The 15,506-nt window shown below is 28.4% G+C and carries 9 protein-coding genes; all 9 read right to left on the bottom strand.

Going from position 1 to position 15,506, the window contains the following annotated elements; genetic code table 11:
• Positions 1 to 10: 10 nt before the first annotated feature.
• Positions 11 to 1,054, bottom strand: coding sequence for a YdgH/BhsA/McbA-like domain containing protein (locus GYW75_RS02420; protein WP_174798282.1), 1,044 nt, complete (start codon positions 1,052 to 1,054; stop codon positions 11 to 13).
• 49 nt (positions 1,055 to 1,103) lie between these two features.
• Complete coding sequence (locus tag GYW75_RS02415; RefSeq protein WP_238786377.1) at positions 1,104 to 1,817, bottom strand: helix-turn-helix domain-containing protein; 714 nt, start codon at positions 1,815 to 1,817, stop codon at positions 1,104 to 1,106.
• A gap of 349 nt (positions 1,818 to 2,166) precedes the next feature.
• Positions 2,167 to 4,104, bottom strand: coding sequence for a peptidase U32 family protein (locus GYW75_RS02410; protein ID WP_174798280.1), 1,938 nt, complete (start codon positions 4,102 to 4,104; stop codon positions 2,167 to 2,169).
• 137 nt (positions 4,105 to 4,241) lie between these two features.
• A complete protein-coding gene (htpX, locus tag GYW75_RS02405; RefSeq protein WP_174798279.1) occupies positions 4,242 to 5,111 on the bottom strand; it encodes a protease HtpX in 870 nt (289 codons plus the stop codon).
• A 101-nt stretch (positions 5,112 to 5,212) separates the two neighbouring features.
• The gene (locus GYW75_RS02400) at positions 5,213 to 9,346 is read right to left on the bottom strand and encodes a CDP-glycerol glycerophosphotransferase family protein (protein ID WP_174798278.1); all 4,134 of its coding nucleotides are present in this window, start codon (positions 9,344 to 9,346) and stop codon (positions 5,213 to 5,215) included.
• Positions 9,347 to 9,425: 79 nt separating this feature from the next.
• A complete protein-coding gene (locus tag GYW75_RS02395; protein ID WP_174798277.1) occupies positions 9,426 to 10,511 on the bottom strand; it encodes a stealth family protein in 1,086 nt (361 codons plus the stop codon).
• 34 nt (positions 10,512 to 10,545) lie between these two features.
• Positions 10,546 to 11,772, bottom strand: coding sequence for an acyltransferase (locus GYW75_RS02390; protein WP_174798276.1), 1,227 nt, complete (start codon positions 11,770 to 11,772; stop codon positions 10,546 to 10,548).
• Between the two features lie 23 nt (positions 11,773 to 11,795).
• Positions 11,796 to 12,989 carry a capsule biosynthesis protein gene (locus GYW75_RS02385; protein WP_174798275.1) on the bottom strand — a complete coding sequence of 398 codons (1,194 nt, stop codon included), beginning with the start codon at positions 12,987 to 12,989 and terminating at the stop codon, positions 11,796 to 11,798.
• 417 nt (positions 12,990 to 13,406) lie between these two features.
• Positions 13,407 to 15,500: a capsular polysaccharide biosynthesis protein gene (locus GYW75_RS02380; RefSeq protein WP_174798274.1), complete on the bottom strand. Its 2,094-nt coding sequence runs from the start codon at positions 15,498 to 15,500 to the stop codon at positions 13,407 to 13,409.
• Positions 15,501 to 15,506 lie beyond the last annotated feature (6 nt).

The following is a 15,506-nucleotide window of genomic DNA, read 5'->3' as shown; positions in this document are numbered from 1 at the left end:
TCTATATAAACTATCGATACAGATCTACAAAAACAGTTATATTTGGACCATTTGAATCATGGGCAATTCTAGCAATATGATAATACTTGGCCCCAGCATCAATAGCTCGTTTACCCGCTTGATAAGAAATTTCCTGATCAGTTACATAGTAACCTCTGAATTTAATTGTATCAAACGCAACCATTTTTGCTGCAGTTGCATCATTCAATTCTTGGATCTTTCGTCCATCGGGTAGAGTGACAGTGTAACGTGTAATGCGTTGTGGCTCAGTTGTTATCGTCGTAACTTGAGATGCAGAAGCATTAGTTGTTGCAGAAGTTGTTGCTTTTTGTGTGGCTTGATTAATGACTTTTACTTTATTATTAAATTTATCGGCATAAAATTTTTCATTAAAAGCTGAAGAAGAATAATAGCCAGGTTTTTCTACCTGCATAGCCGCATCACCACCTTGTGCAAGAGCTTGTTGACCAGCTTCAGAGTCATATGGAATTGCATCCTCAGGTTGAAGTTTACGTTCAGGTGCATCTTTCTTAAACAAATAAGCAGCAACTTGTATATTACTACCTAATTCACTACGTGAATCAATATAATAAGCATAAGCACCTTTTGCTGATGCTTCTCTAGCAATTGCTTGGTTAATATCATATTCACTAGGAAAATAACCACGAATACGCACAATGTTGAAAGGCTCTAAACGTATGGCTTTAGATTTTGGATATTCATAAATACCTTCAAACTTGCGAAGGCTTTCAGCTTGTTCTTCTGCTTTAGGAGCATCGGCTTTATATAATTTCGCATACACAATCCTTAAAGTATCATTAGAAGGACTGATATTAGTTGTGGTTATATAAAAGGAAGCAGCTCCTTCTTTATCCGCAGCTCTCGACATTGCCATGATATAATCACTATCAGTATAAAAAGCTCCGCGGATAGTTATACTTTTAAATGACTGTAAACCTTTAGCTTGTTGCTCCGTTAATTGTTGAGCAGCAAACGAAGAAAAAGAGGTTAGGGACATAGCAACTACAATAAGCGTGTTCTTTAAACTTGCCATATATTAAGACCTTACAAAATTTATTCTGATTATTTTAACATAAATAAATCTAATTACCTAAATCTATTAAACCGTTTAAATTTTTGATAAATAAATATTTTCCTCTAGCTAATAAAATATTTTGTTCTTGCAACTTTGATAAATTTCTGCTAACTGTTTCAATTGTTAAACCTAAATAATTAGCGATATCGGCTCGGCTCATCATGAGCTTAATATTCAATGAAGAATGACCTTTCTTTTCATAACGCTGATAAAGTGAATAAATAAAAGTTGCTACTCGTTCATCAGCCTTTTTTTGAGAATAGCATAATACTAATTTTTGGTAATTATAAATATCAGAGCTTAACAAATTAAACACAAGGTCTCTAATATTTTTTTGAGTATCAACTAACGACATCAGCTCATCATAATAAAGCTCACAAACCAATGTATTACTAAGAGCTTGAATATTATTATTATACACTTGAGTTGCAATTGAATCTAAACCAACAATATCTCCTGGTAAATAAAAGCCATTAACTCGTTGATGATTATCAGAAGTTGTAACAAAAGTTTTTAATGCACCCGAATGAATAATATAAAATTTAGTAAAGGGCGTATTAGATTTTGCTAGGATTTCATTTTTAGCATAAGATATTTTTCTTTCTAATATACTGTTTAATTTATTGTTAAGCAACATGGGAATGCAGAAAGATCCCATACTACATAATTCACATGGAACGGAATAACTTTTTGAACGTAATGTCTTAAAAATATTTTGCATATTAACGAAAGGAAATAATTAAAATTTATTAATTTATTAGAGTAGCATATTTTATAATAAAACAACAATTGCTCATTAATTAATATTTATATTTATTCGTTAAAAAACATTATTTAACATAATATACATTATGCGAACCACGATAAACGTACGTAAAACTAGACGATGAAACCTGTATAATCATGACCTCAATTTAAAAAAACACGATTTACCAGTAAAATGTTAAATTAATCAATCTACTAACAAATTAACAAAAATAAATAATCATTAAAATCAATATGTTACAATAATGTATATTATGTTAAATAATATTTGGTATTATGAACTTAAACCACCATTTTTAAATACCTTATTTTTTTGCCATAAATATAATCTCACTTCCAGAAAGTGGCATTTTTAAAATGTGTTTTTTTATTTTACCCCATACTTGCATTTCGCAAGCTTTACAATTGAACTTTAACAATAATTCTTCATTATTTTGAATTAATTTCATTGGCGTAACTTTAGTTTTAACACCTTGAATTCCTTTTGCTTGTTTTGGACATAGATTAAACGCAAACCGTAAACAATGTTTGGTTATCATTAAGGGCGCATCGTTTTTAACTTCATGTGCTTCATAGGCACTTTCAATTAATTCAACTCCATGTTGTGTATAAAATTCTCTTGCTTTATGATTATAAACATTTGCCAAAAAGCTCAAATGATTTTCAGGATAAAACGGAACTGGGTTTTGTTCTGGTTTACGTTTTTGGCGACAATAACTTGTTAATCTTTTAGCAGTCAATTTATTAATAGTATCCCTTCGAAGCTGATTTAGTTGACTACTTGGAAAAAAATAAATTTTTGATAAATTTAAATCAAAATCAGTAAGATAATATATAGTTTTTCCTAATTTAGATAAATTATCTCTAATATTTTTTAATGATTTATCTGGTTGTTCCGCAAGTTCGAATTCCCCATTAAGTTCTACCTTGACACAAACGCCCTCTTCGCTTTTTGCAATTAGCTCTATACCTTTTTCAATATTATATAGTTTAAGTAACACACCAATTCTGCGATTACTTGATGCTTTCAATAAATTTTGTTGCCACACATGATCAAGATTTCGATTCACTATATAAGGTAATTTAACTGAAAAAAGCGGCTTAGGAATTTCATTTGGATAAATTCGATATTGATTAGCCGAAAGTTTCTCCACCTTATCAGCTCTAAACCCAAAGATCTCTCGTTTTATTAGTACATTTAAGCCATCTCCATTAGTTAATATTTTCTCAGATTTAATATCGATAGTTTTAGGTGTAATTTGAGTTATCTCACCAATTTGCAAACCAATGAATTTAGGTGAATCGAATGCACCTATATTGGATTTTCTTCCATGTACAAAATAATCTGTACTTCCTCGATGAAATGTTTGGTGAGGATCTGGTATAAAAAAGTGCTCAGTTCGACCACTTGATGCTGATTGTAAATTAGACGAATTTGACAAAATAGTATCTAATTTTTGACGATAAAAGGCTGTAATGTTTTTAACATAACTTAGATCTTTATAACGTCCTTCTATTTTAAAGGAGCGTACACCTGCTTGAATTAATTCGTTCAAATTATCTGATTGGTTATTATCTTTCATTGATAATAAATGTTTTTCATAAGCAACAATGCGCCCTTGATCATCTTTTAAGGTAAAAGGAAGTCGACAAGCTTGGGAGCAATCTCCTCGATTTGCACTACGCCCTGTCTGTGCATGTGAGATATAACACTGTCCTGAAAATGCCACACAAAGCGCACCATGTATAAAAAATTCTATTTTTGCATCAATTTGCTCATGAATTTTAGCTATCTCAGTTAAATTAAGCTCACGAGCTAATACTATTTGTGAAAAACCAACATCAGATAAAAATTTGGCTTTTTCAGGTGTCCTTATATCCATTTGAGTGCTAGCATGTAAATCAATAGGAGGAATATCCATTCTCAAAATGCCCATATCTTGCACAATTAATGCATCAACACCTGCGTCATAAAATTGCCATATAAGTTGTCTTGCTGGTTCAAGTTCATTATCGTGAAGAATGGTATTTAAGGTTACAAATACTTTTGCATAATAATGATGAGCAAATTCAACTAACTGGGCAATATCACTAACCGAATTACCAGCATTATGCCTAGCACCAAAATTTGGCCCGCCAATGTATACGGCATCTGCGCCATGTAAAATAGCCTGTTGTGCAATCTCAATATTTTTAGCGGGACTAAGCAATTCTAATTTATTATTGGTGACAAGATTTGACATTATAAACTCTTTGAAAATCTAACTAGTGAATAATTTGGTTTTTATTTTACAAGCATTATTATAAAATTAATAATACTTGTAAAAAACTTTCAGGAAAGTATGTGTTTGAATATAAATTTGATATAGATCATCTAGCCTTAGTTGCGATAAGTTTCATTCCTTAAAGCTTCTATACGTTTTTCTAATGGCGGATGAGACATAAACAATTCAGAAAATTTTGCTTTTTTAGCTCCATTAATGCAGAATGCTAAAATTGAAGTATCTTCACTTGGTTCATGGCTAGTTTTTAGTTTTTCTAACGCGGCAATCATCTTTGTACTGCCTACTAATTTAGCCGAACCAGCATCAGCGTGAAATTCTCGATAACGAGAAAACCACATAGCTATAAGGCTTGCTAAAATACCAAATACGGTTTCAAAAACCATAACTATCAAGAAATAGGTTAACTGTGATAAACCACGATTACGATCATCCAATGCTTGAGCTACAACGGATGCTAACATTCTTGAAATAAAAATAACAAAAGTATTAAGAACTCCTTGTAATAAAGTCATTGTGACCATATCACCATTAGCAACATGACTCATTTCATGACCGATTACTGCTTCAGCTTCATCTTGAGTCATAGTACTTAATAAACCAGAACTTACTGCAACAAGAGAACTATTTTTAGTTGCGCCGGTTGCAAAAGCATTAACATCTTGAGCATGATAGATGGCAACATCTGGCATTTTTATATTAAGTTCCGTTGACAATCGACGAACAACATCAAGTAACCATTGTTCTTGACTATTACTAGGTTGAGTAATGATTTGTCCCCCTACTGACCTCAAAGCCATTCTCTTAGATAATAGAAGAGATATAAAAGATCCTCCAAAACCGAAGATTGCTGCAAATATAAGTAATCCTAAAGTACTATGCGCATCAACGCCTAAAATACTTAAAATGATTCCAAATACAAACATAACGGCTAAGTTAGTTAGAATAAATAATCCAATTCGCATCATGAAAGTGTCCTTTTTTATTGGTGTTAATGAAACTAATAATCAATAAGTAATATTTATTAGCAACCTATCTATTAATAAATAGGTTGCCTTTTAAAAATAAGTTATTTTTTATTGTCCGCAAATTTAATGATCTTTTCTAAATTAGCTATTTCATTATTTACAAACATAGTCAAACCTTGAATATAATCAGCTAAAACTGATGGTGGCATTGACTGATAATTATTATCAAATAACCTATTCAGTAAACTTATAACTTTCTGGTGATCCTTCTGAGAGAGAGCTAGCTTTGCCATTTGTATATGATTCTCCACATCATTTGGAGTATGTTGTTCAAATTCAATTAATAATTTATTTGATTTTTGGTATTCTCCTAAATTACGAAAAATATTAGCCAAAATTAATTGAGGTAAATATTTTCTTAAAAAATATTTGCATGTATTGGAATTTATTAAATGATTAAATTGGGAAATCGCTTTTTCCCATTTTTGTTGCGTAATATATACAAGCCCATTTAACATATATAATTCTTTTTGTTCAAATAATTCGTTTTTTAAATAATTTGAACTAATTTTTATTGCATAAGAAGAATCCTGAAGATTATAACAACAAATTAGCTGATAAAAGAGGTTTATTGCTTTTTTATTAGTAATTTTTTCCCAACATTGATAAGCTTCATTCCATTTTTCTTGTGTCATAAAAAGAAATGCTTTGGTTTTTTCATCTTTAATATCCTCAATTTTTTCCTTTATATTATTAGTAAATAAAGATATTTTATATGTTCTATAGCTTGCTTCAGCTAACATTTGCTGTGCTATAATTTTCCAATATCCATCTTTCTTCAATAACGCTTTAGAGAAAGCTATAATTTCTTCCCAATTTGCCGACATTTTTAAAGCTTCAATATAATTAATTAAAGCTGAATTAGGAATTATCATAAAATTATTTTTAAATGTTTTTTTTAAATAGGAAATTACGTTGTAATATTCTTTTTTAGCTAAATCTAGTTTAACTTTTTGTAACTTATATTCAAAATTATCAGTAGTATGTTTTTCAAAATTAGCTAATTGTTTTTGACAGTTATCTAGTTTATTAATTTTTATATATACATCTGCCAAAATTAATTCAGGAAAATATTTCCTCAAAAAGGATTTAGTTACATTACTCTTAAGTAAAAGATTTAATTGTTCTATAGCCCCATTCCAGTTTTTATTAGATATGAATATTAATGCATTGATTAAATATAACATTTTTTTATCATTATTAAAGTTTTGCAAATACTCATTTTTAACTGTAACAGCATAACTACTGTTGGTTAAATAGTGGCAACAACATATTAGCTGATAAAATAAATCGGAGCTTGATTTATTTATTACTTTACTCCAACTTTTATAAGCATTTTTCCACTCTTCCTGTGCCATAAAAAGAAATGCATCAATTTTATTATTTTTAATACTATTCTTATTAACATTATTAAGAAATACTGAAGGTTTTCTCAGATAATAACTTGCCTCAGATAATACAAGTTGGGCAAGTTCTACTTGTTCTTTATTACCTGATAACAACAATTTTGCTCGCTGAATTGCTATTGGCCAATTTTGCTCTTCGTACGCTCTTAACATAAAATCAGCTAAAACTGTAAAATTAATTATTTCTGGGCTTTCAGATTTTTTATCCAACGCTTGGATAGCATCAAAAGTTCTTTTACAGCATAGTCCATCTCTATAAGGGTAAACATTCTTAATTCTTGATAAAAATGGTTCTTCAATAGTAAAACCATTTTTGATAATAGTTTTTAAAGTATTATTTAAATCATCCTCTGTAGTAACTACAGGACCAAAACCATGTTGTCTATAATCAAAATAACCTTTTGAAAAAGTATGTTTACCTGAAAAGAAATCATGCTCATCAAATTGATAATATATGATTTGTTTTTCTAAATATGCCATATCAAACGCTACCGATGAATAGTCAGTTATAAGGAGTGTGGATTTCAAAAATAATTCTTGAATACTACAGCTGTCAGAGTGCCATTGCTCAATATAAGATGGAATATTAAAATCATCTAAATATGGTTCTATGTTTTTATGAAGAGCAAAAATAACTTTTATTCCTTCATTTGTTATTTTTTTCAATACTTCGTTATGTAAAAAACTTCGCCAATGTATAGCATAATCTGTAGTTATAAAATCAGGGTTTATATCTCGCTCAGAACAATCTGTTTTCGCTTTCGGTAAAATAGAATCACGCCATGTTGGCATTATTAAAATAGTCTTATTATTAGATCCAAATTTGTTTTTTTGCGAAAACAAAGCATCATGCCTAGCTAAACCTGTTAATATCACTTCCTTATTAGTTAAATAATATTTATTATCAAATGCAATGGAGTTAAACTCTGCTTCGGTACTAGTGATCATCAAACTTATATTTTTCTTTGTATTGATCCAATTTGATAAATCGTCTTTAATAACACCATGTTGTAAAAATATAAATTGTTGCTTTAACATTAAGCCATCAGAAAAATAATCATTGACATATTTATCAATATGGCTACTAATCACTTTTGACGCTGTTTTTAATAATTTTTTATGTTCAAATGATCCAAAATTTAACAAATTAAAATTATCTTTTTTTAAACGATTCCAATCATGAGATTTATTTGACAATACATAATAAATTTCTTGCTCAGGGTGTTGAGATCTAATATATCTATACAAATGTTCTGCATTATCATCCGCTTTAGTATCTCTATCCATAAGAATCCAATGATCCTTTTTATTTTTTTGAACAAAATGACTTAAATGTTCCATCATTTTTTGATTAGAAACTCCTGTATAAAAAAAAGTTCCTTTAATAAAAATTTTTGAATGAACACCATTAAATTTGATTTCAAATTTGCTAAAATTATCTGGTAAACTAATCCATAATTTATACGTTGTTACAAAATATTTATCGCCAAATGTATGTTTTTTCTTTTTTTGATACTTAGGTATTGTATCTTTATTATCAAACAATATAGAAATATCACTTTCTCTATAACTGTGATATGAAATCAAAATTTCTCTTTTAGTTTGATCATATTTTTCAATATATGCTATCTGAGTTATATCAGTTATACCCTTGAAGGAGCCTAGTAAACCTACTTTATATAAGAACCAAATTCCAGCTAAATCAAAATTTAAAATTGTTTTAATATCAATAAAGGATAAAATCTTTTCAGCATTTTCATAAAATTTTATTTTTTCATCATTACTCAGAATATTTAGAGGATTAGGATTATTAAGTAAATGTCTACAAATCCAAGCAAAATCATATAAAGCTTGTCTTTGTATAAACTCTGGTATTTGTTGTAATTTTTTTTTGTAGAATTCCAAAACAAAAATTGGACCATATTCTAAAGCATCTAAAAATTTACGTTTATCGTTCCATGATGTATCTAAAGTCGATGAACTATCTTCTCTTTTCCTGTAATAATATCTAGCAGATGGTAAAAAAACCACTTTTGATGATTTGATATAATATATGTATTCTGAAGCAAAGCGAGCATCTTCAAACGAAGGTCTTAGCCTAGGATCAAAAAATAAATCATTTTCAAAGATTACCTTTGCAGAAAATACCCCTGAATTAACAGACATCACTATATTTTTACCAAAATCAAAATTTGAATTATATGTAATTCCTTCAGTGAAACGATATTTTAATGGATGTGAATCACTGTATTGATCAATACTTTCACGATAAAAAATAAAATTACAACTAACTAGTCCAATATCTTCAGGATTTTTATCAATTACCTTAGCTATTTCTTCAAAATAGTCCAAACTAACAAAGTCATCGGGATCAATGAAACTGACCCACTTGGTTTTTACATAATCCATACCTAAATTACGTGCAGAAGCTTGTCCACCGTTTTCTTTATGAATATAAGTAATATTATTAGGATATTTTCTTATCCATTCTTGAATTATTTCCGAAGACTGATCTGGAGAATCATCATCAACTAAAATTAAATTAATATGTGTTTCAAATCCAATAGTTTGATTTACTAAGCTTTCAAAATAATCTTTCAAATATTTATCAACGCCATAGACTGCAGATACTACAGTAAATTTTTGTTCGGTCTTATATATCCTTTTTGGAGAATATTTTAATATATTCTCTCTCCTATTTTGATACATATCGTAAAAAAAAAGTTTAGGATTTTTTTTGAATTTTCTCCATTTCTTACTTATTGACATAGTCGTACAATTCCTATCGTAATACAAAAAAGTTAACCTAATATTATTATAGTAAATAGGTATGTTATTAATAAAAAAATCACTGCATATAAAAAGATTCTAAAAATTTGATTAAATTCTTCCGGTATAGTAATTCTGTATTTATTGTAGTCACAAAATCATTCGCACAAATAGAATGAGGAGATGTTTTGCTTTTATAACTTAATATATCATAATAAGTATTAGCAGAGCTCGATCGGATATTGAAGTAATAACAGATATCTCTCGCTAATACTGATTGCTGTTCAAAATACATAATCCATGGAACTAAAAATGTGGCTAAATTAAGATCATTATCATCCCTAAATCGATTATTAATAAAAGAGTTAACTTCAAAATTAAAAAGTGACCATGCAAGAGTAAAATAAGATTTTTTTAATGGGATATATGTATGCGCTAAGGGAATGCATACATTTTTTTGATACTTTTTAAGTAATAATTTTCTTGAGTTAAAACAAGCTTTTAGTGTTGGAGTTGTTACACCTTTTTGCAACATTTCATCTAAATTTCTTTTATTTAAAAAAAGAGAGGATATATTATTTCCTGACAAAAAGTGGGATTTTGGTAAATATCTAGCAACAAATACATCATCATTAAAGTAAATGAAATTTTCAGATAATTCTGGAATATTATGTAAATGAGCCTCAATAACATGGGAATTGAAAGTAGGAAGATATTTTTTATCTATAATTTGGCTATGATCAATAATCTTAACTTTGCTAGGGAGATCAAAGGTGGGTATTTGATTATCTGTAATTAAAAAAATTGTTCTTACCCATGGCATATGTAGTTGAATACTTCTAATTACGTAAAATAACTCCCCATGATCTTCAAATCTCGCATCATCTACAGAAATAGGATTAATATCATTAATTTTTTGATTTTTATAATATTCAAACTTTGCTAACCAATCAGGATCTTTATTATTTACCCATGTAATAACTACATCAACAGGTTCATTACTTTCATTTGCAGTAATATCATATAATCTCAAATCATTTTCAATTAGAATATTTTCATGCAATAAATTATGGTCTTGTTCATCTAAGGACAAGGGATATTTTTTTATAAAATAATCTCTAAAAAATATTCCTGGTTTTTTTAAAAGTTTATTAAGTTTACTCATATTATGAATCTAATGTATATTGATAATAAATTTATTATATTAGAATTTTGGTTGTTTTTTCGAAATAAATAATATTTTGAATAACATATAGTTTTAATATTAATTCATCATTTTGATAAAACGATTCTTTAAAATTCTCACATTTAAGATCAATATAATATTCTAATTTATTGAAAGTTAATTTTATCTTCAATTTATAAGTCCCATCAGGAATATCATCAATTGATAAACCTTCATTTCTAAAACTGAACATACCTGCTTTATCATAACTAATATAATCACCATTAAATAACTTCCTACTAATATTCGGATCTGAAAATTTTGCTAATTGCTTTGAGTGACATGAACTTTCATTGATAAATAATAAGAAGTTTTTTATACTTGGACTATATTCTGGACAGGGAATTCCAATAATAGCCGCAATTCCCTTTAAATAAATTCTATTTTCCTGAAGAAATATATAATATAATTCAACATAAGGATGATATTTTGTTTTATTAGTGGATTCTTCAAAGGGATTTAATTTGTGTATATTATGAAATACGCCTTGACCTACATAGATGGGTTTATTTTCAATTGTCTTATTCCAATATTCCTTTTTAGATTTTATTTGATTTTGATGGGTTCTAATCCAAGGTTCTCTGAGCATTACATGAGGTCTTTCCCAAGCAATGTTATATTTAGTAGCTCTTGCGGGAGCTCCTACAATTATACAATTATTTAGGTATTTCCCTTTTACTATGCTAGCAAACCCGACAACTGAACCTTCTCCAATTTGACTTCCAGATAAAACTACTGAATTAAAAGCAAACCATACATGTTCACCAATAATAATATCTTTAGATTTATTTACTCGTTCTCCTGAATTAACATCATAAATTGCGTGAGCATCATCAGAACGAATTTGGTTACCTGTAGCAAACATACAATCATCGCCAATGATGATTTTTGTTTTTTCTGCTGATGTGATATATATTTTATTTGTACAAGTAACATTATCACCAATGTTAATGTGACAAGAATAGCCTGCTCTTATTTGTCCTGATAAGTTTCCATTTTTCCCTATTAGGATAACCGCATTATGCGATGGAAAATCAAAATTAATATTACGAATTTTACTTGTATCCGCAATAATTAACTTATTATTATCGCCAACAAAATTTACTGTTACATTATGCAAATTTTTTGGTGCTACAATCAAATTTCCTTTATCATCTGAATAATCACCATCCACATTGATATTTGCCACTGTATATTTCATTTATGTTTTCTCGTATGAATAAACTATTCAATATTTAACTTAAAGTCAGCATAATAAATAGATCCCTTAATTTGGGACTTATTACACAAATAACTACGATATCTTTCAAACAACTGAGTATCGGGTTTATGCCCTTCCATCCAAAAACGGTCAAGTCCATTTTGAAAAGTTAACCCTTTTATATCATAATGTGCTTTACCGAGAGCAATAACAGGTAATCCATGAATCAAAGCTGAAAGTCCACAAGTGCTGTTAACTGTTACCAATCCGATTGCTTTTCTAAGTAAAATTGGCATAGGAACGCCATGGATATATATCACCCGTTTACTAACACCATAACGACTAGCCAGTTTTTTTATTAGTCGGTTATAATTATTAAAACCTTCATCCATCGGATGATGCTTGATTAGTAAATAGCTTTTTTCATCAGCAAATAAAGAAAATGAGCGTATAACTCTGAAAATATATGATTTCATAGAGTGATAATGGCTATGCTCTTGAATTTGAAAATCTTGATTGCATTGTAAAGGAAAAATGTAGAATGGTTTATATTCATTGTCAATAACATTTTTTATCAATCTAGGCTCTATTAACTTTGATTTCAATTTTCTAATTAAAGCTAAAGCCCAATGAAAAGCATAAAAAGATAATGATGTTTTCCTATGATGTATATAATTAGAATATTTATATTTCTTTAATAGCATAAAAAAATAATAAACAATACTGTAGTAAATCATTGAATAATAATGAGACTTCCCATTACTATCATCTATAGAGGTAATTTCAATATTTTGATAAAAATCATGATTTTTAGGTAAGAGAGAAAAACCATTAACCCCATCTTTCTCAAAAGTAATATAATGCGGTCTAAGATAACCTTCTTCAAACACCCAAAATGATAAATTTGGATTAGAATTTACTATTGACTTAGCTATTTTGTGGTATATCCGACAATCGCCAAAAACAATAATTGCGTCGATAGAATGTTGATAGATATAATCTTGTAAAAATTGAGGGAACTCTTCAACTGATTTACAGAAAGAAACACTATTTTTTGAATAAAAATACTCATCACCTCCATTTAAATTTATTTTATAAACGTTACATCCTGATTTTTTCAACCACTCTGCAACGTTTTTAAAAAAAGGACCAATAGGACCTTGTAGAAATAATATATTTCTTTGAGTATGGATTAGTTCGTATAAATAGTGGTTCATTGCTTCATTGAAAGTAACAAATTATATATCAAAAACTATTTACTACTTGAATAATTTATTTTATTGTAATAAAAAATATTTATGAAAATTTAATTTATTAATCTATTCCTATAATATTTATTTTCAATTAGTCAACAAAATTAAACGTCCACATTGAAACATGAAGAAACAAAGAAAGATTAACTTCAGATTCTGGGTAATTAATTAAAACGTTCTATTTTTGCATATATTTTGAATATTCTAACATAAAAATACTAATTTGTAATTTTTTGTTAAAAAATATAGAAATCTTATTTAATCACATAATTGTATGGTTAAACCCAATAAAAGCGATTTAGGAAAAAACGCTTTATGAATTTTTAGTGGATTATTTTAACCATGAGTGTAAATAACTCTATTTTTCCTACAATAAAAAATTTATAGTTGTTTAATTTTCTTTAATTTTAATTTACAAATAATAAAAACAACTTGTTTTAACTTGTTAAATTGTTTTTTTAACCAAACCTGCCTAATTTCTCTTGAAGCTTTTAATTTTTTATCATTTAAATAATTTATTAAAGTTTCTGGATCGGTAAAATTTAAAGAATCAGGATGAATATAAATCGGGTAATCATACATAACTATATAAATTAGTTCATGGAGTGTTAATGACCTATTTCTTCTAACATTAGGATATATATCAATTGTTAACCCCCAGCCTGAGTAAAATGGTTGCCCATAACACACTACTAGTTTATTTCTGATTAAAGCTTCAAAACCTGCTAATGAAGTGATTGTATGGACTTCATCAACTTGCTCAATACAATCGATAATATCAACAAACTCAATAATATTATCAACATATTTTTTTATTTCAAATGCATCAACTTGACCTCTTCGATTACCACTTAAAACATCTGGATGAGGTTTATAAACAATATAATCGTCAGGGTTATTTTGTCTAACAGCTTTTATTAATTCTAGATTTGTTTTTATAACAGGAGAACCATATAAAATAGATGCGTCATCCTCAACCTGTCCAGGTATTAAAATGATTTTTTCCTTATTTCCAATAGGTCTAATATTCATTTTCTTACCAACATTGTATTTACCTAATTTAGTTACAATTAGTAAGTTTTGTAGTGAGCTGGCTTTTTCTTTTTCCTTTTTAGTAACTTTTTTATTTGTTAATAAAATCTCTAATTCACTAATATTTTGGGAATTAAAATAAATACCTAGTTTATCAATAACCAGTGAATATGGCATAACTAGATTGGATCCTAAACCAATAGAACGGATAAAGCCATCCTCAATACGAAATGGATTCATACTGTTAATAATTGGAAGTAACTCTTTTTTTCCTTGCCCCCATATTAATAATTTTTCAGTTTTAAGTTTATTTTTTGCATCTTTGTTATTGAGAATTTTTATATATCTACGCACTGAATAGAATCGACCTTTTACAGAAGGTAGCCTTAAATAAGGTAACAGTACTTGTTTCTTCCAGAATGAAAACCCAACTAAGTCAATATTACCTCTAAGTTTATTATTGAGTGTTTTGATTTTGATTAAATAGTTAATAACATCAAAAATAGTTCCTTTTTTGCCTGTATAAGGATTAATGTATTTACAATATAATATGTAGCTTGCGATAAAAAGCTCTAAGACTGTGGCTTGAGTTCTTCTATCATTTGCTCGTAAATGGTTTATATTTTTATGTCGATCATCAGTACATCCCCAACCAGCATACCAAGGTAAACCAAAGGTAACAACATGTTTACCCAATAAAAGTGCTTCAAATCCCATATGCGATGTAACGACATACACTTTATCAAAATGTTTAAGCAATGAAAGAGGGTTTACATCTTCACTAAATAACATAACAGACTTTTGGTTAACTATTTGAGTTAAATAACCTTTTTTATATCCATTAATTACATCTGTATGGGTTTTTACATAAATTGTTGAAAGTGGGTTCTCATTGACTGCGCAATTTAGCATTGATATAAAGGTTTGTTGATTTGCTCCACCTAGCTCGACAGCCATATCTCCAAATGTTTGATCAATAACTAATACTTTTTTATTTTTATTATTGGTTTTATCCTCGAAACCACAAAAATCAGGTGCATGATTATATTTTGATAACTGTGCTTCAATAATTAATTTTAATGCAAAGGTTGCTTCATTTATATATTTATTTAAATTTGTTTTATTTTTAATTAATATTTCTAATTCTGAAGGCTTTCTAGAATCATAATAAATTCCAATTCTATCGGCAATAAGTGATAGTGGAGGATAGCCTTCTAGACCTAAACCAATAGAACGTAAAAAGCCATCTTCAAGAGCAATAAATGGTAGTAAATGTTTAGTTGCATATGCCCTAGCTTTTATTGTTGTTGGGCGATATCCCCACCCTGCAACTGCATCAATTTTCTTCTTAGTATTTTTTTTACTAAATGACAGATCAGAAAAAAAGTGATTAATACTTTTTATTGTCAGGATTTTTTTTGAAAAGACTAGAACATTTTTCATTTAGAA

Source organism: Gilliamella sp. ESL0232 (assembly GCF_013346885.1).
Lineage (GTDB): Bacteria > Pseudomonadota > Gammaproteobacteria > Enterobacterales > Orbaceae > Gilliamella > Gilliamella bombi.
The sequence above is the reverse complement of the archived record's forward strand: the minus strand, read 5'-3'. Positions and strand labels throughout refer to the sequence as shown.